Source organism: Mycobacterium haemophilum DSM 44634 (genome assembly GCF_000340435.2).
In the GTDB taxonomy this organism is placed as follows: Bacteria; Actinomycetota; Actinomycetes; order Mycobacteriales; family Mycobacteriaceae; genus Mycobacterium; species Mycobacterium haemophilum.
Genome location: NZ_CP011883.2, coordinates 2,825,557 through 2,845,650 on the forward strand (window position 1 = coordinate 2,825,557; position 20,094 = coordinate 2,845,650).

Sequence of the window (20,094 nt, forward strand, 5' to 3'; positions counted from 1 at the left end):
GCCCGAGCCGCTTTTCGACAATGTCTGCGCCTATGAGTACACGCAGCCCGGACCGTCCACTGCGGGTGATCCAGTGGACGACCGGAAACATCGGTCGACGATCGCTGCACGCCATCATCGGCCGACCCGACATGGAGCTGGTCGGGGTGTACGCACACGGACCGAACAAGGTCGGTGTCGATGCCGCCGACTTGGCCGGCTGGCCAGAGCCAACGGGCGTGCGAGCAACCAATGACATTGACGCGTTGCTCGCGCTGGGCACCGACGCGTGTTGCTGCAACCCGTTCAACGCGGCGGCTCGACCATGTTCGGCAGCGGTGCGCACCCTGGGATGACGAACCTGGCCGGCATGGTGCTGAGTGCCTGCTGCGAGCATGTCGACGAGATCCGGATTACCGAGTCGGTGGACTGCTCGACCTATGAATCGGCGGAAACGCAGACCGCAATGGGGTTCTCGCAAGACGATGACCTTCGAGGTCACGTCACCTTTACCGCCGCCACCAGCGACACCGATCTGGGCTTCATGACCATCCCCGGCCGGAACCGTGGCCAGTGTCTACGGCTACCACCGCGGCCGGGCCGGTGGTCGCAACGTCGTCAGTGTCGGATTCCCGTCACCAATGCGGTCCCGGCCGTAGTAGCTGCCAAACCCGGGATCGTGACGCTGGCCGATCTGCCGCCGGTCACCGGCCGGGCGGCGAACTAGGGACCCGGAGGAACGTTTGCGTCCTCTAAGGGTTAATGTACTTAGCCGAGCAAAGGTTCTGTGGGCATTACTTGGAGATTACGCCGGAAGCAAGCTTTCCCCTACGGCGTTACAGACCTAGGTCGGCGAGCGGAAGGCGGTCAGATGAGGGCTGATCCAAATTCAGATCCAAATTCAGGCTCAAATTCCGGTCGCATTACCCGCGCACTCACACGAGCCTGGATGCCGCTGGTTTTGGTGACGGTGCTGGCCGTCTCGGCATTGGTCGTGGTACGGCTGCACAAAATCTTTGGCTCTGCGGACCTCAATGCGAATGCTGGGGCGGGCATCGAGATCGTGCAGTTCAACCCCAAGGTCGTCAAATACGAGGTCTCCGGCTCACCAGGGAGCACCGCAAACATCAACTACTGGGACGAGAACGCCAACACCCATCAGGTCAATGCAGCCCCGCTGCCGTGGTCGTACACGATCTCGACAACACTGCCCGCGGTTAGTGCCAACATCATGGCCCAAAGTGACGGCAGCCAGATCAGCTGCCGGATCACTGTCGACGGTGTCGTGCGGGATGAGAAAAGCGCCGACGGCCTCAACGCTCAGACGTTTTGTCTGGTGAAGTCCGCATGACCAATCCAAACAGCAAGAGCACCGAGAGCACGGTGACCCGCGAGCCCAGCACCAGAACCGGGCGCGGCCGCCGCCCCACTATCCCGCACGCAGTCCGCATCTTTGCAGTCCCGATCATCCTGGCCTGGGTGCTCCTGACAATCGTCGTGAACGTCATCGTCCCGCCCTTAGAAGTCGTCAGCGAGCAGCACTCAGCGCCGATGGCTCCGACCGACGCGCCGTCCATGAAGGCGATGATGCTGCTAGGCCACAACTTTCACGAATTCGATTCCAATAGCACCGTCATGATTGTTCTGGACGGTCAGCAACCCCTGGGCGATGACGCGCACCGCTACTACGACAACGTGATTCGCCAACTGCGGCAGGATCCCAGACACGTCCAGCACATCCAGGACTTCTGGGGGGATCGACTAACGGCGGCGGGAGCACAAAGCGCTGACGCCAAGGGCGCCTACGTCATGTTGAACCTCGCCGGTAACCAAGGCACCACGCTGGCCAACGAATCTGTCGAAGCCGTCCGCACCGTGATCGACCGCAGCGTTCCACCCCCTGGGGTGAAGGCCTATGTGACCGGTCCCGCCGCACTCAGTGATGACATACACATCATCGGTAACGCGAGCCTGGCCAAGATCACACTGTTTACCTTGGGCGCCATCGCAGTGATGTTGCTGCTGGTCTACCGCTCCATCGTCACCACACTCGTCCAGCTGTTTATGACCGGTATCGCGTTGGCTTCGTCGCGGGGAGTCATCGCGGTTCTCGGATACCATGACGTATTCGGGCTCACCACGTTCGCCGCGAACATCCTCACGATGCTGGCGATCGCCGCCGGAACGGATTACGGGATCTTCCTCGTGGGCCGCTATCAAGAGGCGCGTCAGGCCGGCGTGGATCGGGAAACGGCGTACTACAGCACATTTCGTAGTGTAACCCCGGTTGTGCTGGGGTCGGGTCTGACCATCGCCGGGGCGACGTATTGCCTGAGCTTCACCAGGCTGCCCTGGTTCAACACTATGGGTGCACCGGTGGCAATCGGAATGTTGGTCGTGGTGTTCGCCGGGCTCACGCTGGGTCCGGCTGTCGTTTTCGTGGGCAGTCGTTTCGGTCTTTTCGAACGCAAGCGAGCGGCCAGCGGCCGACTGTGGCGGCGGGTCGGTACCGCGGTAGTACGGTGGCCCGCACCGGTTTTAGCCGTCAGCACCGCCATCGTCTTGATCGGCATGATCGCGCTACCGGGATATGTTACGAGTTACAACGACCGCTACTACCTGCCCACCAACGCCCCGGCCAATCTTGGCTACCAAGCCGCGGAACGGCATTTCTCCCAGGCCCGGATGAACCCGGACATGTTGATGGTCGAAGCCAACCACGACATGCGAAATCCGGCCGACATGCTGGTGCTGGACAAAGTGGCCAAAAACATCATTCGCGTGGTGGGGATCGCCATGATTCAGGACATCACCAGGCCGCTGGGCATTCCGATTCAACACAGCTCGATACCGTTTCAGAACAGCATGCAGAGCCAAACAACCATGCAGAATATGGACTTTCTGAAAGATAGAATGGTCGACATTCTCAAGATGGCCGACGAAATGCAGTTCATGATCGACACCATGCAGCGCATGTATGTCGTGACGCAAGACCTTGCCAACGCCGCTGACGACAGCGCAGAGACCACGGCGGAAACACGCGATATCACCGATAGTTTACGGAACCACATCGCGGATTTCGACGACTTCTGGCGGCCGATCAGAGCCTTCTTCTATTGGGATAGACACTGTTTCGATATCCCGATCTGTTGGTCGTTGCGATCCCTATTCGACTCGTTGGACGGGTTCGACCAGCTTGCCGAGCAGTTCCACAAACTCACGGCTGACATCCAACACACCGCTGCGGCCACACACGAGATGCTGCCGTTGATTCCGCCGATGATCGCCACGATGAAGACCACCAAGGGCCTCACCCTGACGATGTACGCCACCTTCTCGGCGATGATCCATCAAATGGAGGCCATGAGCGATACCGCCATCGTCATGGGGCAAAGCTTCGACAACTCCAAGAATGACGACTTCTTCTACTTACCTCCGGAGGCGTTCGATAACCCGGACTTCCAGACGGGTCTACGAATGTTCTTATCGCCAGACGGCAAGTCAGCGCGCTTTTTCATCACCCATCAAGGCGATCCGATGACGCCGGAAGGCATCTCGCGCGTCGCTGCAGAGCGAACCGCCGCGCAGGAGGGACTGAAACAGTCCTCCCTGGCGGAGGCCAAGGTGTACCTCGGAGGTACCGCCGCGACCTTCAAAGACATGCACGACGGCGCCAAATACGACCTGATGATCGCGGTGGTCTCGGCGCTCACGCTGATCTTTATGATCATGCTGCTGCTCACCCGAAGCCTGGTGGCCGCGTTGGTGATTGTGGGCACCGCGGCTAGCTCGATTGCCGCGTCCTTCGGACTGTCCGTGCTGGTCTGGCAGGACCTTTTCGGCATTAAAATCCACTGGATCGTCATGGCGCTGTCCGTCATCATCCTGCTGGCAGTCGGATCCGACTACAACCTACTTCTGGTCTCCCGATTCAAAGAAGAGATCCACGCCGGACTCAAGACGGGAATCATCCGATCGATGGCAGGCACCGGTGGGGTGGTGACGGCCGCGGGTCTGGTGTTCGCCTTCACTATGGCTGCCATGATCGGCAGCGAGCTGCGGTCTATCGGTCAGTTCGGTACCACCGTGTGCATTGGTCTGCTGCTCGATACGCTGATCGTGCGCACCTTACTGATGCCGTCGATCGCTACGCTGCTGGGCCGCTGGTTCTGGTGGCCGCAAGTGGTCCATCCCCGCGGACACAACGCCCGGCGGAGCCTTAGTCCCAGTTAGTTCCACGCAAACTGCGACGGCTCCGGCACCGACGTGCAGCGCCAGCACCGGACCCAACGGCGTCACGATCGCCGGCGCGCACGCTGGTAAGCGCTGCGCCAGCGCCGCGGCCACCTCGCTGGCGCCCGCTGCGTTGGCGACGTGGTGCACCGCCAGAGCCGCGGGGTCCTCACCGATCACTTCGCAAATCCGATCGATCATCGCTGCCGTCGCGTGCCGGACGGTGCGCACCCGTTGGACCAGAACAAGTTTGCCGTCCTCGATACGCAGCAGCGGCTTGAGCGCCAACGCGGTGCCCAACCAAGCTTTGGCACCACCGATGCGCCCGCTGCGGCGCAGGTTGTCCAAACGGTGCACCACGATGAACGAGTGACTGCGGCCTACCGCCGAATTCGCAATGGCCGCAACGGTGTCTAAGTCAGCGCCGGCGGCCGCTGCCCGGGCGGCGGCCAGGACCACAAAACCGGCGCCCATACCGGCCGACTTCGAATCGACGACCCGCACCGCCGGGCCGAGGTCGGCCGCAGCCCGTTGGGCGGCAGCGCAGGTTCCCGACAGCGCCGACGAAATATGCACCGCCACCACACCGTCACCGCCGCTGTCAGCCAACGCCTGCTGGTAGGCGGCACAGAGTTCGGCCGGAGTCGCCGCCGCGGTCGTGGCGTGGCGCGCGTACACGTCGTCGGGGATCTCGTCCACACCGTCGCGCAGATCGACACCGTCGAGCAAAATGTGCAGCGGAACCAGGCGTATCGCCCACTTTTCGCACATATCGTCCGGTAGACGCGACGACGCGTCGGTCACCACCTTAACAGGCATGGTTTAGCCGTTCGGCACGCCAGCTTCGGCCAGCGCCTTGATCATCAGCTCCGCGACCGCCTGGTGCGCCTCGAAATTCCAATGAATGCCATCGGGATTGCCACGTCCGCTCATAATGTGCTCGGCAACAGCGGCTTTGAGATCCACTAAGGGAATGGCATGGCGCTGCGCCCATTCCGTGATCGCCGCCACGGTCCCCATCCGGCCGTGGTGAGCCTTGCCGTAAGTCTCAGCGATGTGCACCGACGGCAGCGATGCCACGATCGGGATGCCTGGGCGGTTGAAATCGATTGCGCCACGAGTCCATTCAAGGTACTTGACGGTCAAGGACGGCGGCAGCGCCGCTTTGGCCACCGGTGACAGCCGCGGCTGCACCCAGCCGTATCCGCCACGGACCCAACGCCGCAGCCAGGGCGGCCGCACATAGCGGATCAGCTCACGCAGCGCAGTCGGCAACACCGAGGGCAGCGAATCCATTCCTCCGGTCGCGAAGATCACCGCGCCCGCTCTGGGCAGCGCCGCCCAGGCACGCGGATCCTGGGTTGCCGCCCACCAGACATCCCGGCACGTCCAGCCGATTCGACCCACCAGCTCCAGATCCCAACCTAATTGCGAAGCAACAATATTGGGCCAAATACGGGGATCGTCGGCAGGCAAGCCGCCGGTAGGTCCGTAGTAGGCCAGCGAGTCGGCGAAGACCAGCAATACTGGCCGTGACGCTACCTCAGAGCACATCGTTAGAGACCTGCGCCGAAGCGTTCCATACGTCTAGCCGCCACCGAATTCCGTCAAAGTCTGCTGAATCATCGGAATGACCGGACAGCTGCACCCAACTGGCGTTACCCATGCTGCCCAAAATCGGCCAATTGGCGACCGGCAGCCTTAACAGCGCAGCCGACAAGGCGGCGATCAAGCCACCGTGAGCCACCACCACCACCGGTCGATCCAGTTCATGATCCTCACCCCACTCCGGCTCACCGGACACCACCTCGGCGACCACCGGCAAACTGCGGGCCGCCACGTCAACCCGGCTCTCCCCACCATGCGGTGCCCAGGTTGCGTCTTCGCGCCATGCCAGCCGAGCGCCCGGAGCATCGGCATCAATCTGGCTGTGGGTTAGGCCCTGCCAGTCGCCGAGATGGGTCTCACGTAACCGGTCGTCGACCCGGACCTTCAGCCCGGTGCGCTCCCCCAGTTTGATCGCCGTGTCATAGGCGCGCCGCAGATCCGACGACACGATCCGCAGCGGCTGCAACTTGCCCAATACCTCGGCGGCGGCGACCGCCTGGGCGCGGCCCAGTTCACTGAGCTCGGTGTCTAGCTGGCCCTGCATCCGGCTACCGAGGTTGAAGTCCGTCTGCCCGTGCCGCAACATCACCAAACGACGCGTCCTCACCACGGGCTCGCTGATTGCCCGGAGTTTTGGGATATGTCCACCGGTACCACCGGGCAATCACCCCACAGTCGGTCCAGGGCGTAGAAGTCACGATCGTCCTGATGCTGAATATGTACCACGATGTCGCGGTAATCCAGCAGCGTCCAGCGGCCTTCACGAGCACCCTCGCGGCGCGCCGGCCGGTGGCCTGCTCGGCGCATTTTCTCCTCGACCTCGTCGACGATGGCGTTGACCTGCCGCTCGTTGGACGCCGAGGCGATGACAAAACAGTCCGTGATGCCCAGCTGCTCGGAGACATCGATGACGACGACGTCGTCGGCCAGCTTCGCGGCGGCCGCTGCGGCGGCCACCGTCGCCATGTCGATCGCCTCCTTGGTGGCGCTCATGTGTTGTTTCCGGCGGCCAGGCTGGGCGTTGTTGCAGCCACGCCGCGAGGTCCGCGATAGAGCCGGCGCTTGGAGACGTACTGCACGACACCGTCGGGCATCAGGTACCACAGCGGTCGACGCTGCTCAGCACGCTGCCGGCAGTCGGTCGACGAGATCGCCAGCGCCGGGATCTCGACGAGGGTCAACGCGTCGGCTGCCAGCTCGCCCAGAACCCCGGTGATGTGCTCGTGGCCCAGCTCATAGCCGGGTCGGCTGACCCCGACGAATCGCGCCAAGGTGAACAGCTCTTCCCAGCCTTGCCAGGACAGAATGGACGCCAACGCGTCGGCGCCGGTGATGAAGTACAGCTCGGAGTCAGGGTTGAGGGCGTGCAGATCGTGCAGCGTATCCCTGGTGTAGGTGGGGCCGGCACGGTCGATGTCGACTCGGCTCACCGAGAAACACGGATTGGACGCGGTCGCGATCACCGTCATCAGGTACCGGTCCTCGGCGGCGGAGACGTGGCGGCCCTTTTGCCAAGGCTGCCCGCTGGGCACAAACACCACTTCGTCGAGTTCGAACAGGTGCGCCACCTCACTCGCAGCAACCAGGTGACCGTAATGGATGGGGTCGAACGTCCCACCCATGACTCCCAGCCTGCGAAGGTGTTTTTGCACGATTTGCCAGCTTACTTGAGCACCTCGTGAAGGTCAGATCGCGCGAATTAGCCCAGGCAGTTAAATGGTAGCCTCTAGGCATGCGTGCAACCATTGATAAGGCAGGCAGATTGGTTATCCCGAAGCCGCTACGCGACCATCTCGGGCTGCAACCGGGCGAGGTCGAAGTGACCGCTGACGGCGCTGGACTGCGCATGGAGCCGCTGGCCGGTGACTCTCTCGACGAGCGGGAGGGGCGCTTTGTGATACCGGCAGGCGGGGCGGAAATCACCGACGCGGTCGTCGCGACATTGCGCGATGCCGCTCAGCGCTAGCACACCCACATCACTCGTGGACACCAGCGTCGCCGTCGCACTGGTAGTCGCCGATCACGACCACCACGAGGACACCTTCCGAGCGTTACGCGGCCGGAGATTGGGTCTGGCCGGCCACGCCGCATTTGAGACGTTCTCTGTCCTGACCCGCCTGCCGCCGCCGGCCCGCAGGACTCCGGCGACCATCGCGAAGGTACTGGCACAAACCTTTCCGGAGACCAGGTTTCTCGGGACTCGCGCCGCCACTGCACTACTGGCACAGCTCGAAACGGCCGAGATCGCCGGTGGCGCAATCTATGACGCCCTAGTCGGCGCCACGGCCATGGAACATCAACTCACCCTAGTGACTCGTGATCGGCGAGCAGTGGAGGTCTACCGCACCCTCGGCGTGGCCATCGAACTGCTGGCCTGAGCAATCGTGGCGGCGCGGGCAGCTACCGAATTTAGCGGGGCACGACCGCAACAGCCCGGCGGATCGTATAAAAGGTGTGTGGACAATTTGCCGCTCGAATCAGGCGAGCCGACACAGCTGATGAAGGAGTCCATGATTCGGCGGTTTTACAGCCGATCGGTGGTCACCGGCGAGATCACGCTGCCGGCCGTTCCGAGCCTGATCGACGAGTACGTGAAGATGTGCGACAGCCTCTTTGCCACCGTGGGCAGGGAGTTTAACGACGAAGAACTTGCTCATCTGAGGAAGGTGCTCGACGGTCAGTTGGCAATGGCCTATTCGACCTCCCCGCGTTCAACCATCGTCATCTCCTACAACGCCCCGGTCGGCCACACCTTGCACTACCACGTCAACCCTCGGTGGTGGACGGTGTCGAACGCCTACGAGGACTGGATTAGCACTCGAGAGGCGCCGCTGTTCGGTACCGAACCCGACGCCCGGGTGTGGGCGCTAGCCACCGAAGCTGCCGATCCCACGACGCATTGGGTGCTCGAAATTGGAGCGGGAACCGGGCGCAACGCCCTGGCGTTGGCGCGACGTGGACACCCGGTCGATGTGGTGGAGATGACCCCGAAGTTCGCCGACATGATCCGCGCCGACGCCGAAAAGGAATCCCTGAACATCCGCGTCATCGTGCGTGACGTCTTCACGACCATGGATGATCTGCGGCAGGACTACCAGCTGATTGTGCTCTCCGAGGTGGTATCTGATTTCCAGACGACGCAGCAGTTGCGTGGCCTGTTCGAACTCGCCGCCCATTGCCTGGCTCGTGGTGCCCGCTTGGTGTTCAACATCTTCCTGGCGCGCGGCGGCTACACACCCGAGGCGGCCACGCGTGAGTTCGGTCAGCAGGTGTACACGAGCATCTTCACCCGACACGAGATGTCCGCCGCAACAGCCGGGCTGCCCCTCGAGCTCGTTGCCGATGACTCCGTCTACGACTACGAGAAAACGCACTTGCCCGCAGCCTCCTGGCCGCCCACCAGCTGGTACGCCAACTGGGTTAGTGGCCTCGACGTGTTCCCCGTCGAGCGGAATATGAGCCCGATCGAGATGCGCTGGCTGGTGTTCCAGAAGACGCGCTGAGGCCAGCGTGACGCTGGGCAAAAACCGGGCCTCAGACCGGTAACAGCTGGTCGATCACCGCGGCAAGCTGCTTGGCGGAGCGACATTCATGCATCGTGATCACCTCTTGGTAGCGCGGCGCCGCCGAGTCGCCGCTGCCCCATAGGTGTTTGGGCTCAGGGTTCAACCAGTGCGCATGCCGGCTAGCGGTCACCATATCGACCAGTACGTTGATGGCCGGGTCGCGGTAGTTGGTGCGCCCGTCCCCCAGCACCAGCAGCGAGCTGCGCGGCGACAGCGCATTCGGGTGAGCCTGCATGAACGAGACGAATGCGTTGCCGTAGTCGGAATGCCCGTCGCGGCGGTAAACACCGGCTTCCCGGGTGATCCGCTGGATCGCCACAGCCAGATCGGCATCCGGGGAGAACATTTGGGTCACCTCGTCGGTGGTGTCGATGAATGCGAAGACACGAACGCGTGAAAACTGTTGCCGCAGAGCGTGCACCAGTAGCAGGGTGAAGTGGCTAAACCCAGCGACCGAACCGGACACGTCGCACAAGATGACTAATTCCGGGCGGGCGGGACGTGGTTTGGCCAGCACGACGTCGATCGGCACGCCGCCGGTCGACATCGACTTGCGCAGCGTCTTACGCAGATCGACCGACCCGGCGCGGGCGCGGCGCCGACGGGCCGCCAGTCGGGATGCGAGCGTACGAGCCAGCGGGGCCACCACCCGGCGCATCTGGCGTAGCTGATCACCTGAGGCGCGCAGGAACTCGACGTTTTCCGAAAGCTGTGGGATGCCGTACATCTGGACATGTTCGCGACCAAGTTGCTCAGCAGTGCGCCGCTTGGTCTCGGCGTCTACCATGCGACGCAGCTGTGTGATCTTTTGCGCTGCAATCGCTTTGGCGATCTGCTCCTGGGTGGGTGTGGGCTCGTCGCCATAGCGGGCGAGCAGCCCCGCGAGCAGCTTGCCTTCCAGTTCATCCAGCGCCATTGCCTTAAGCGCTTGATATGTCGAGAACGCTCGCCCGCGGCTGGAGTTGTATTTGCCGTATGCCTCCACGATCCGCGCGATCATCCCCACCAGCCGCTCGTCCATGTCGGCGAGGTCTTCATTGTCGGTGAGCAGCTCCAGCAGCAGCTGGCGCATCCCCTCGACGTCGTCCGGCGGCAGACTGCTGACATCGGATTCTTCTGCTTCTTCGTTGATGACGACTGCGCGTGCGCCCAATGCCGCCGGAAACCATAGATCGAACATGGCGTCGTAGGTGTCGCGGTGATCCGGCTGGCGCAGCACTGCGCAGGCGATACCCTCGCGGAGCACCTCACGATCGCCCAGACCTAAGGTTGCCAGCACCCGGCCGGCGTCTACCGTCTCGGACGAGCCCACCGAAATCCCGTGCTGGCGAAGCGCTCCCACGAACCCCACCAAGTGGCCGGGCAGCCCGTGCGGGGCAAGCGGCCGGGTGGGACGGATGCGGCGGGTGGCCATTAGCTGGGCCCCATCATTTAATTCAGCCTCAGTTCCCCAACGGCGCGTTGTTGATCGGATTGGTGCTTGAGGACGACGCCGAGCGTGGCGGCAACAACCGCGTCGTCGATGGTGTCCAGACCCAGTGCCAGCACGGTGCGGCCCCAGTCGATGGTCTCGGCAATGGAAGGCACTTTCTTGAGCTGCATCCCACGCAGCACACCGATGATCCGCACCAACTCCTCAGCGAGGTGCTCAGGCAGCTCGGGGACGCGGGACAACAGGATCCGGCGCTCCAGCTCAGGGCTGGGGAAGTCAATGTGCAAGAACAAGCAACGACGCTTCAGCGCCTCCGACAGTTCGCGGGTAGCGTTGGACGTCAACAACACGAACGGCGCCCGGACCGCGGTGAGGGTGCCCAGTTCTGGGACCGTCACCGCGAAATCGGAAAGCACCTCCAGCAGTAAGCCTTCAATCTCGATGTCGGCCTTGTCGGTTTCATCGATCAACAGCACCGTCGGTTCGGTGCGCCGGATCGCGGTCAGCAACGGGCGCTGCAGCAGAAACTCCTCGCTGAACACATCATCTTTCGTACGATCCCAGTCGCTGCCGTCTCCGGAGCCGGCCTGGATGCGCAAGATCTGCTTGGCGTGATTCCACTCGTACAGCGCGCGAGCCTCATCGACCCCCTCATAGCACTGCAGCCGAACCAGACCGGAGCCGGTGGCCTGAGCGACTGCGCGGGCCAACTCGGTCTTGCCGACGCCGGCAGGGCCTTCCACCAGCAGCGGCTTGCCCAGCCGGTCGGCAAGAAACACCGCCGTCGCGGTGGCAGTGTCTGGCAGGTAGCCGGTCTCGGCCAGCCGTCGCGAGACGTCAGGGATATCGGCAAACAGCGGCGTGGGCCGAGCGGGCACAGTCACAATCGGATGCTCCTAAGCTGGGTTGGGCCCGGCGAAATATCGAAGGATCAGGCCGGTCGGATCTGACCGTCTCCCCACGCGATCCACTTGGTCGAAGTCATTTCCGGCAGTCCCATTGGGCCACGGGCATGCAATTTCTGGGTGGAGATACCGATCTCAGCGCCAAAACCGAACTGCTCACCGTCGGTGAACGCCGTCGATGCGTTGACCATCACCGCGGCCGAGTCCACTCCGTCGGCAAACCGTTGGGCGGCAGCCATATTGGTCGTCACAATCGCCTCGGTGTGTCCGGTGCCGTATTCATTGATGTGGGCGATCGCGGCGTCGACGCCGTCGACCACTGCCACCGCGATGTCCATCGACAGGTATTCGCGGCGCAGGTCGGCTTCGTCCGGGTCTCCGGAAAGACCACCGTGCACCGTCACCCCGGCATCTTGCAGGGCAGCGACCAGCCTGGGCATGGCGTGATCGGCGATCGCTGCGTCGATCAACAGCGTCTCGGCGGCATTGCAGACACTGGGCCGGCGGGTCTTGGAGTTCAGCAGGATCCGCTCGGCAACCTCCAGGTCGGCGTCCTGATGCACGTAGACGTGACAGTTGCCGACACCGGTCTCGATGGTGGGCACTTGCGCGTCACGGACCACCGCGTCGATCAGGCTCGCTCCCCCGCGCGGGATCACCACGTCCACCAGACCGCGGGCTTGGATCAGGTGGGTGACCGTGGATCTATCGGCAGCTGAAAGCAGCTGGACCGCGTCGGCGGGTAAGTCCTCGCTGACCAACGCGGCGCGCAACACCTCGACGAGCGCGTGGTTGGACTTCGCCGCCGACGAGCTGCCACGCAGCAGCGCCGCATTACCTGACTTGAGCGCCAACCCGAAAGCGTCGACGGTGACGTTAGGCCGGCCCTCGTAGATCATGCCGACCACGCCGAGCGGAACCCGCAACTGGCGCAATTGCAGCCCATTAGGCAACGTGTAGCCGCGCAGCACCTCCCCGACCGGGTCAGGCAGACCGGCGACTTGGCGCAAACCGGCCGCGATTCCTTCGATGCGCTGCGGGTTCAATGCCAATCTGTCGAGCATCGCGGCCGGCGTGTCGGCAGCCCGGGCGGCCTGCAGATCTTCGGCGTTGGCCGCCAGGATCTGGTCGGTGTGGGCAGCCACCGCCGTTGCCGCGGCCCGCAGCGCGTGGTCCTTGGCCACCGTCGGCAGCACCGCGAGGGCGCGGGCAGCGACTCGGGCTCGCCGGGCAGCGTCGTGGACTTCCTGGCGCAAGTCGGGACGCGATGGTGCTTGCAGATTCATCAATTCAGGGTATCGGGCTTTCCTTGGCCGGTTAAGACCGCCTGTTCGTCGGGGCCGGTATCGAGGCCGAGGCAAAAACCTGCCCGCGATAACGGCCCCGCAACGCCATGTTCCCGCTTTACTATCGCCATATGCAGATATCCGTCAAATTCCGGTTATGTTCCAAATTCCCGGAATTGCAAGCCCTATGGAAAATCGCCGACCGACTCGGATTCGACGCAATTTGGGATTACGACCACTTCTACGGGCCGACGGAGCTCACCGAGCCAACGTTTGAAGGCTGGACCACATTGGCTGCCATGGCGGTGACCGTTGAACGTGCGCGGATCGGCTGCCTGGTGTCCGGTGTGACGTATCGGAATCCGGCGATTCTCGCCAATATGGCGGTCACGGTCGATCACATTTCCAGCGGGCGCCTAAACTTCGGGATCGGTGCCGGATGGCACGAAGACGAGCACCGCGGCTATGGTATCAATTTTCCGAGCCCTGGCATCCGGGTCGCGATGCTCGATGAGGCGCTGACCGTGATCCGCAGGCTCTGGACCGAAGAGTCGGTGACCTTTACCGGGCGCTTCTTTACCCTCGACCACGCCCTGTGCGAACCCAAACCGCTTCAGGTCCCACACCCGCCGATTGTGATCGGCGGCTCAGAGCCAAAGATCCTGCGGGTCATTGCGCGCCACGCCGACGAATGGAACATGCCCAGCTACGACGGGCCCGAGAAATGGGGCGTTGCGAACGCAGGCCTGAACACGGCATGCGCCGAAATCGGTCGCGACCCCACCGAGATCCTGCGCTCCGCACAGGTGCCGCTAACCTCGACGGTGGCCGGCCAAGTCGATGAGCAGCTGGCGATGCTGCCGGAATTCGAGCGGCTCGGCTGCGAGCGCATGGTATTCGCGTTTCCCGAGCCACCAACGGTGGAGCTACTCGAACGCTGCGCCGCACTCAGATGAGCACTGCCACCGGTACCGACACCCCGCTTTACGTTGCCGCTCGTTCCCCCCGAGCCGCTCGCCGAGCTTTACGCTGCCGCTCGTCGATCAGCCGGCCCAAGTCCTGCAGCAGCAGAGGCTTACGCATCACAATCTGTTCGAGGTGTTCGCGATCGACCTCCAGCGCCGTCACCTCTTCTAGCGCGTATGCCCCGGCGGGATTGGGTTGACGCGTCAGCGTGGTCACGCCCAGGAACGCTCCCTCGGTGAGCGTGCCAATCGGCATGACCGTGCCGTCATCGCCGGTTGCGGTCAAACGGACGCTGCCGGCGATCAAAAACGTCATCGCCTTGGGCACCGCACCTGTGTATTGCACGATTTCGTCGGTCCCGTAGCGCACCACCTTCGCATACGAAATCAACGCCTGCTGATCACTAAGGCTCAGCCGCAGTTCGGGGCCCACGACCGTGCGCAAAGCGCTCTCGACACGCTCCGTCGTCGAGAAGTCATCATGCGCATCGTCAAGATGAAGCTGTTCTCGGCGAGCGGCATACCAGACCCACCGCAAGAACGTCGCCCGCGCGGCGCCGTCGTCGGCGGGCGAATTCAGCCCGACCGTCGTGCAATATTCGGCATTGCCGAGGGCAACCGTGGTCGGCATGATCCCCGCCTTGAGGTGAGGTAGCGCGCTAGCGACCCGCGTCAGCATCGCGCATACCTTGTCCGGGGAGTCGGCGGCGGAAAATGTTGTCGTGATTGAACATTTGTGCTTACCCACCGGGCGGCTCAGGTTCGTGAACGACGTGCTGGCCAGCACCGAATTTGGCATGATCCGCATTCCACTGCCGGTGTCGATGTGCACCGCCCGCCAGTTCACCTCGACGACGCGTCCCCGCCCGGTAGTGGTATCCAGCCAGTCGTCGATCCGGAAGGGCTGCTCGAACAGCATGAACAAGCCCGACACGATCTGGCCGACCGAGTTCTGCAACATCAACCCGATGACGACCGATGTCACGCCCAATGCGGTGAATAGCCCGCCAACCCGGACACCCCAGATGTAGGACAAGATCAGCGCTAGACCAACCCCGATCAGTGCGAACCGTGCAACGTCGAGGAAGATCGTGGGCAGTCGTTTGCGCCAACTCCCTTCCGGCGCTCCCTGAAACACCGTGGCGTTGAGCCCGGAGAGCAACAGCACCAACACCAGGAAGCCGAACAGCGTGGTGAGGATTCGCACCGAGCCTTTTCCGGCCGAGATCTCCGAAGCCTTGACAAGCAGCAGCAACAGCGCACCGAGCGGCAGCAGATAGTTGCGCAGCAGGCCTACTTGCCTGGCCAGATGACTTTTCCTGCGCAGCAGTGCGTGCTGCATTTCGGTGAGAAGGATGATCCCGACGGGCAAGCTGACCGCGATACCAACGGCCCAGTAGAACCACGACGAATCGAAAGCGTTCATCACCGCTCCGATGCTCGATAGATCGCCTCATCAGTTCCGCCAACCGAAATCGTGCCGGCCGGCGTGAAATGCCGAACGTCCCGCATCGCTTCGTATACCTGCGAGCTGACGTAGATACCGGGCTGCGGTGAGCCACTGTGCATTCGGTAGGCCAGACTGACCGCGCCACCCCACATGTCATAGACGAGACCTGATCGACCTACCAGCCCGCTGACAACGTTGCCCATGTTGATACCGACTCGGAGGCGCAGCTCGTGACCGGTTTGGCTGTTGAACCGATCGATGATGCGCCGCATTTCCACCGCAAACTCGACGCTTCGGTGAATGCTGTCTAGTCGTGGAGTTGTTAAACCACAGCTGGCGAGGTAGCCATTGTGGAACGTGCGAATACGTTCGACGCCAAGGGTTTCAGCGGCCGCATCAAACTGCCGGAATAGTTCATCCACAATCCCGACCAATTCGTCGCCTGACAGATCATTGGAAATCTCATCGAGCCCAACGATGTCGGCAAAGATGATGGCCACGTCCTGGTGTTTTTGTGCGATGGTCTCCTCGCCCTCGCGATACCGTTGCACGACCGACTCAGGCATCAGCGCCAACAACAGCCGGTCGTTTTCCCTGCGTTGCTCGTTGAGCAGCTCTTCTTTGATCGCCAGATTCCGACTCATCTCGTTGAAAGCCGCAGTGAGATCACCGATTTCGTCGCGTGAAGTTACCGGGATACTGACCTCGTAGTCACCGGAGCTGATCTTCTGCGTGCCGGCCTCGAGCCGCCGGATCGGCCGCAAGAGTACCTGGGCAAGCAGCATCGATGCGACACAGATGACGAAAATCATCGCCACGACCGCCAACACGAGTGTCTTGCTGAACTTGCTCAGCCGCGCAAAAGCATCCGAATCGTCGCGGGTCGTCAGAATCGACCAGTGCAGATCGGAGTTCGGCACGGTCAACGGGGCATAGGCTTCCATTTCTCTATTGCCCTGATAATCAGTGGCGGTGACGGTTCCAGTCTGTCCACGTTGGGCGGCGCGCAGACCCGCACTTGGAACCGGCTGCACCAGCGTTGTGCCACCCAACCGGATCGCGGTGTCTACGACGTCGGGCGGAGTACCGGCAGCCACCGCCTCGCGCCGGTATTCCTGCGGGTCTTCCAGGAAGAGCCGTGAATCCGAACGCATCAAATCGTCGGGGCCGGCCAAATACGTCTCGGTCGATGGGCCCATGCCGGCAGCTTCCCAATGTTTGTCGGCAGTCATGATCTTGTTGATCTTCGAAATCGGCAGCGGCAGAGCCATAACGCCTTCGATCTTGCCGTTCATTCCGACTGGCGACACCACCCACGCCGTGGGCGCGTCAAGTTGAGGCTGATACTGCTGGAAGTCAGTGATCCAGACGAAGTCGACATCGTTGGACCGCAACGCTTTTTGGTACGCGTCTCGCAGGTTAGATTCGCGATAGGGGCCAGTAAGGATATTGGTTCCGAGGTCGGGGCCTTTGTCGACCGAGTAGACAACGTTGCCCTGCATGTCCAGCAGCAGCGCGTCCCGATATTCAAAGCGGGTGGCAATATCGCGGAGGTAGAAGTTGTAGCGGGCATTGGCAGCCGACCATGCGCTGCCGTCGCCGGCGTCCTCAACAGCCATTGAGTCAGACACCGACCTGAACGGTGCCGTGTAGTACGCCTGAAGGTATTTCTGGGCATTGGAACTCGGCAGAACGGCGTTGAGATCGAGTGTGTCACCGGTCATCTGATTGATCGGCTTGACCATCTCGCTGTTGTAGTAGTTGACAATCTCCTGTCGCTGAGTGAGATTGATCGTCGCGTTAGCCAATTGAGCGAATCCCGCGCTGAACGCGATCATCGCGTCGAGGATACCGAACCCACTGCTGTAGATGATCAGCGAGTCCGTCACCTCCTTGAACAGCGCCTCTACCTGACGCTTCTGCGACTCACGCAATTCGATCAACCGCTCGGACTCGACTTGCCGCAATGCACTGCGGCCGGATAAAGCACCGATGACACCAACCGCGCCCACCGACAGCACGCTGCAGACCAACAGCGTCACCAACAGCTTGGACTGGATGCCCACCCGGAAAAGCCGGAAAAACCGGCGCCTACTCTTGTGGCTCTGCCGCGTCGTGCTCTCCGTGGCCGGAGCGGTTTCTGGCTCGGGTTCCGATTCTGTTAGCTCACTCGCTGTCAATCGCCTTCCTTATCCCTCTGGCCGGACTCAGCTTCGACTAACGCAGCAGACTAGCGCGCGAATCTCACAATATCGGCGGTTGCCGCAAAGCAACCAACCACAGAAGGCTGGCGCAGGGGCCTTAGAGGAGAGCGGTGCCGCGGAAGCAGGTGGTGGTGCTTCCGCCAACCCAGACAGTCCCGTCGGGATCAGTGGATATTGTAATGTCTCCGGCTCTGCCCAGACGCGCCCCTTGGGAGACTTTGTAGCTGCGCGACGCGGTTCCCGTGCTCATCAGCCACTGCGCGACAGCGGCGTTCATGCTGCCGCACACCGGATCTTCGGCCACTCCGACGCCAGGGGCGAAGGTGCGTAGCTCAAAGGCGTACTCCGATCCCGACGGGTAAGCACCGATCGCCCCTACCATGGCCGAGGGGATCCGCGACAAATCAGGTTCAAGGTCGAGGACTTCTTGTGCCGTGGCAAGCTGCACGACCGCCCACCCAGGACCGTTGTCGACCCACTGGTGAGCGAGCACCTGGTCGCGATCAATACCAAAGGCGGTGACAATCTGCACCAGGTACTCCTCGTCGAGATCGCCCGTACGTTGAGTAGGTGGGGCGGCAAACGACAAGATGCCCGCACGGCGATGCACGTGGATAAGTCCGGCTCGGCACTCCTGCACGATGCGGTCTGCACAGCGTGAGCTTTCTTGACGCTCGAGCCAGGCATGCGCTGAGCCAAGGGTAGGATGACCGGCGAACGGAAGCTCGCCTTCAGGAGTGAAGATCCGTAACCTGTAGTGGGCGTTCGGGTTCCGTGGCGGCAGCACGAACGTCGTCTCCGAGAGGTTGGTCCAGCGGGCTACCCGCTGCATCGTATCGTCGTCCAGCCCGGTCGCATCAAGAACGACGGCAACAGGATTACCCAGGTACGGCGTCGAAGAGAACACATCGACTTGAGCAAAATCGTATGAACGCGCCACGGGCATCGCACCTTCCCCATATTGAGTCGGGTTGTTGCGCCAATGATGGTAATTGCTCGAGGCCGATCACGGTTTACCCCGTTCCGGCGTGCCGCCCTGCACGTATCAGTCTTGATAGCGTTCACCGAGGTACGGCGTGATACATATTTTGATCATATCCGCCCATGCAGGTGGTGCTCGAAATATCGCGCATCGGTCGTTTTGTCGTATACGATCGATATATGAATCATCGCGTGCCAGTAGTGTATGACACTGCTGAGTTGGGCGAACACATCCGAAAGGCCCGTCAAAAAAAGGGCTTTCAGCAAAATGAGCTCGCCGAGCGTATCGGCGTCACCCGGATGACCATCTCCCGGCTCGAGCGCGGAGAATCTGTCAGCGTGGACACCGCGCTGCGCGCGCTCTCTGAGTGTGGCACCGCACTGGCAGTGGTACCGAAGTTCTCCCGGGTGGCGGTACAGGATGGCCCGTAGGGCACTCGACGTCTGGTCATACAGCATTCCCGTCGCCCGGCTCAGTAAACCGCGCCGCCTTCAACTGCGTTTGGACCTCACCGAGGAGGGCTTCTTGAGCACCCTGGAGAGGAGTTCGTGGCCGAAAGCACAGCGACCAGCATGGCGGCCCGTGTCTGCGTGGTAGGCAGCGTGAACATGGATCTGACGTTCGACGTTGCTAGCCTTCCGCTCCCGGGTGAGACCGTATTGGCGTCGTCGGTGACCTACACGCCCGGCGGCAAGGGCGGTAACCAGGCCGTGGCGGCGGCGCGTGCGGGTGCGCAAGTACAGTTCGTCGGCGCGGTCGGCGACGACCTGGCCGCCGACCGATTGCGAGCACACCTGCAGGCCAACGGCGTTGGACTGGAAGGAATGGTCAAGGTGCCCGGACCGAGCGGCACGGCGATCATCGTGGTCGACACCAGTGCTGAGAACACCATTGTGGTGGCGCCGGGCGCGAACGGCCAGCTGACGCTTGCCGATGCGGCCGTCCGCGCGATCGTCGCCGACTGCGACGTGTTGTTGACCCAATTGGAGATTCCGCTGCTGACGGCGGTAGCGGCGGCACAGCAAGCCCGGGCAGCCGGAGCGGTCGTCATGGTCAATGCCTCACCGGCCGGACCGCAGCACGGGCCGCTGGCTGAACTGGCAGCCCTCGCCGACGTCGTGATCGCCAACGAATCTGAGGAGCACGAATGGCCTTGGCGACCAAGCCACTTCGTGACTACTCTGGGCGCTCGGGGCGCGCGATATATCGGTGCGGACGGCAAGTTCGCAGTATCCTCTCCGGCGGTTGCCGCGGTGGACACCACCGGGGCCGGCGACGTGTTCGCCGGAGTCCTGGCCGCGAACTGGCCGCGCAACCCGGGCCCGAGCCCAGCTTTTAAAGCTCAGCGGCTGCGCGCTGTGCAACGCGCCTGCGCAGCGGGCGCGTTGGCGACGCTGGTGCCCGGTGCCGGTGACTGTGCACCGGATAACGACGCGATCGAAAGGAGCAGCCCATGAAAGCCACCACTACCGCCGACATTGCCC

18 protein-coding genes and 2 pseudogenes are annotated in these 20,094 nt (G+C 62.5%); 9 read left to right on the forward strand and 11 right to left on the reverse strand.

From position 1 onward, the window contains the following. Nucleotides 1-32 precede the first annotated feature (32 nt). The 3 genes and pseudogenes from B586_RS13275 to B586_RS13285 all read left to right on the forward strand — a co-directional run bounded on the left by B586_RS13275 (nt 33) and on the right by B586_RS13285 (nt 4,212). Nucleotides 33-706: pseudogene (locus B586_RS13275) on the forward strand (hypothetical protein). Nucleotides 707-928: 222 nt separating this feature from the next. After that, a complete protein-coding gene (locus B586_RS13280; RefSeq protein WP_054879700.1) occupies nt 929-1,330 on the forward strand; it encodes an MmpS family transport accessory protein in 402 nt (133 codons plus the stop codon). Continuing rightward, nucleotides 1,327-4,212 carry an MMPL/RND family transporter gene (locus B586_RS13285; RefSeq protein WP_054879699.1) on the forward strand — a complete coding sequence of 962 codons (2,886 nt, stop codon included), beginning with the start codon at nt 1,327-1,329 and terminating at the stop codon, nt 4,210-4,212. Before B586_RS13280 ends, B586_RS13285 begins: the two co-directional genes overlap by 4 nt. Here B586_RS13285 and B586_RS13290 read toward each other — a convergent pair. The 5 genes and pseudogenes from B586_RS13290 to nadD all read right to left on the reverse strand — a co-directional run. Continuing rightward, a pseudogene (locus B586_RS13290) lies at nt 4,210-5,031 on the reverse strand (DegV family protein); the annotation flags it as partial. The gene B586_RS13285 and the pseudogene B586_RS13290 sit on opposite strands and share 3 nt — an antisense overlap. Before the next feature lie 3 nt (nt 5,032-5,034). Beyond that, nucleotides 5,035-5,766, reverse strand: coding sequence for a diglucosylglycerate octanoyltransferase (gene octT, locus B586_RS13295; protein WP_054879697.1), 732 nt, complete (start codon nt 5,764-5,766; stop codon nt 5,035-5,037). Next, nucleotides 5,756-6,427, reverse strand: coding sequence for a glucosyl-3-phosphoglycerate phosphatase (gpgP, locus tag B586_RS13300; RefSeq protein ID WP_047315134.1), 672 nt, complete (start codon nt 6,425-6,427; stop codon nt 5,756-5,758). Before gpgP ends, octT begins: the two co-directional genes overlap by 11 nt. Continuing rightward, complete coding sequence (rsfS, locus tag B586_RS13305; RefSeq protein WP_047315047.1) at nt 6,424-6,813, reverse strand: ribosome silencing factor; 390 nt, start codon at nt 6,811-6,813, stop codon at nt 6,424-6,426. The genes gpgP and rsfS overlap by 4 nt, the downstream gene beginning before the upstream one ends. Then, nucleotides 6,810-7,472, reverse strand: coding sequence for a nicotinate-nucleotide adenylyltransferase (nadD, locus tag B586_RS13310; protein ID WP_082129438.1), 663 nt, complete (start codon nt 7,470-7,472; stop codon nt 6,810-6,812). Before nadD ends, rsfS begins: the two co-directional genes overlap by 4 nt. An 80-nt stretch (nt 7,473-7,552) precedes the next feature. Between nadD and B586_RS13315 the strand changes: the two genes are divergently transcribed. From B586_RS13315 to B586_RS13325, 3 genes are all read left to right on the forward strand, one after another. Next, nucleotides 7,553-7,786 (forward strand): AbrB/MazE/SpoVT family DNA-binding domain-containing protein, encoded by a 234-nt coding sequence (locus tag B586_RS13315; RefSeq protein ID WP_054879696.1) that lies wholly within the window; start codon nt 7,553-7,555, stop codon nt 7,784-7,786. Next, nucleotides 7,770-8,198 (forward strand): type II toxin-antitoxin system VapC family toxin, encoded by a 429-nt coding sequence (locus B586_RS13320; RefSeq protein ID WP_047315045.1) that lies wholly within the window; start codon nt 7,770-7,772, stop codon nt 8,196-8,198. Before B586_RS13315 ends, B586_RS13320 begins: the two co-directional genes overlap by 17 nt. A gap of 78 nt (nt 8,199-8,276) precedes the next feature. Further along, on the forward strand, nt 8,277-9,323 hold the full coding sequence (locus B586_RS13325) for a class I SAM-dependent methyltransferase (protein ID WP_054879695.1): 1,047 nt from the start codon (nt 8,277-8,279) through the stop codon (nt 9,321-9,323). Between the two features lie 31 nt (nt 9,324-9,354). On the opposite strand, the gene B586_RS13330 is transcribed toward B586_RS13325, so the two are convergent. From B586_RS13330 to B586_RS13340, 3 genes are read right to left on the reverse strand one after another with little or no spacing between them, the layout of a single operon-like run. Then, nucleotides 9,355-10,800, reverse strand: coding sequence for a vWA domain-containing protein (locus tag B586_RS13330; protein WP_054879694.1), 1,446 nt, complete (start codon nt 10,798-10,800; stop codon nt 9,355-9,357). A 17-nt stretch (nt 10,801-10,817) separates the two neighbouring features. Next, complete coding sequence (locus B586_RS13335; protein WP_047315042.1) at nt 10,818-11,702, reverse strand: AAA family ATPase; 885 nt, start codon at nt 11,700-11,702, stop codon at nt 10,818-10,820. Nucleotides 11,703-11,749: 47 nt separating this feature from the next. Beyond that, nucleotides 11,750-13,009: a glutamate-5-semialdehyde dehydrogenase gene (locus B586_RS13340; protein ID WP_047315041.1), complete on the reverse strand. Its 1,260-nt coding sequence runs from the start codon at nt 13,007-13,009 to the stop codon at nt 11,750-11,752. 131 nt (nt 13,010-13,140) lie between these two features. On the opposite strand from B586_RS13340, the gene B586_RS13345 reads away from it, so the two are divergent. Further along, nucleotides 13,141-13,965 carry a TIGR03560 family F420-dependent LLM class oxidoreductase gene (locus tag B586_RS13345; protein ID WP_047315040.1) on the forward strand — a complete coding sequence of 275 codons (825 nt, stop codon included), beginning with the start codon at nt 13,141-13,143 and terminating at the stop codon, nt 13,963-13,965. 28 nt (nt 13,966-13,993) lie between these two features. Here the strand turns inward: B586_RS13345 and B586_RS13350 are convergent, their stop codons facing one another. From B586_RS13350 to B586_RS13360, 3 genes are all read right to left on the reverse strand, one after another. Further along, entirely contained in the window at nt 13,994-15,400 is a 1,407-nt protein-coding gene (locus tag B586_RS13350; RefSeq protein WP_047315039.1) for a mechanosensitive ion channel family protein, read from the reverse strand. Then, nucleotides 15,400-17,604 (reverse strand): adenylate/guanylate cyclase domain-containing protein, encoded by a 2,205-nt coding sequence (locus B586_RS13355; protein ID WP_047315038.1) that lies wholly within the window; start codon nt 17,602-17,604, stop codon nt 15,400-15,402. The genes B586_RS13350 and B586_RS13355 overlap by 1 nt, the downstream gene beginning before the upstream one ends. A 121-nt stretch (nt 17,605-17,725) precedes the next feature. Continuing rightward, a complete protein-coding gene (locus tag B586_RS13360) occupies nt 17,726-18,568 on the reverse strand; it encodes a PhzF family phenazine biosynthesis protein (RefSeq protein ID WP_054880914.1) in 843 nt (280 codons plus the stop codon). Nucleotides 18,569-18,732: 164 nt separating this feature from the next. Between B586_RS13360 and B586_RS13365 the strand changes: the two genes are divergently transcribed. Continuing rightward, a complete protein-coding gene (locus B586_RS13365) occupies nt 18,733-19,041 on the forward strand; it encodes a helix-turn-helix domain-containing protein (protein ID WP_231584561.1) in 309 nt (102 codons plus the stop codon). 141 nt (nt 19,042-19,182) lie between these two features. Beyond that, on the forward strand, nt 19,183-20,067 hold the full coding sequence (locus tag B586_RS13370) for a ribokinase (RefSeq protein WP_054880913.1): 885 nt from the start codon (nt 19,183-19,185) through the stop codon (nt 20,065-20,067). Nucleotides 20,068-20,094 lie beyond the last annotated feature (27 nt).

Coding starts and splice junctions, on each gene's coding strand:
- B586_RS13285 (WP_054879699.1), top strand. CDS start 1,327: ATGACCAATCCAAACAGCAAGAGCACCGAGAGCACGGTGACCCGCGAG.
- B586_RS13350 (WP_047315039.1), bottom strand. CDS start 15,400: ATGAACGCTTTCGATTCGTCGTGGTTCTACTGGGCCGTTGGTATCGCG.
- rsfS (WP_047315047.1), bottom strand. CDS start 6,813: ATGAGCGCCACCAAGGAGGCGATCGACATGGCGACGGTGGCCGCCGCA.
- B586_RS13365 (WP_231584561.1), top strand. CDS start 18,733: ATGCAGGTGGTGCTCGAAATATCGCGCATCGGTCGTTTTGTCGTATAC.
- B586_RS13320 (WP_047315045.1), top strand. CDS start 7,770: ATGCCGCTCAGCGCTAGCACACCCACATCACTCGTGGACACCAGCGTC.
- B586_RS13345 (WP_047315040.1), top strand. CDS start 13,141: ATGCAGATATCCGTCAAATTCCGGTTATGTTCCAAATTCCCGGAATTG.
- B586_RS13330 (WP_054879694.1), bottom strand. CDS start 10,800: ATGGCCACCCGCCGCATCCGTCCCACCCGGCCGCTTGCCCCGCACGGG.
- B586_RS13370 (WP_054880913.1), top strand. CDS start 19,183: ATGGCGGCCCGTGTCTGCGTGGTAGGCAGCGTGAACATGGATCTGACG.
- B586_RS13340 (WP_047315041.1), bottom strand. CDS start 13,009: ATGAATCTGCAAGCACCATCGCGTCCCGACTTGCGCCAGGAAGTCCAC.
- B586_RS13280 (WP_054879700.1), top strand. CDS start 929: ATGCCGCTGGTTTTGGTGACGGTGCTGGCCGTCTCGGCATTGGTCGTG.
- B586_RS13315 (WP_054879696.1), top strand. CDS start 7,553: ATGCGTGCAACCATTGATAAGGCAGGCAGATTGGTTATCCCGAAGCCG.
- octT (WP_054879697.1), bottom strand. CDS start 5,766: ATGTGCTCTGAGGTAGCGTCACGGCCAGTATTGCTGGTCTTCGCCGAC.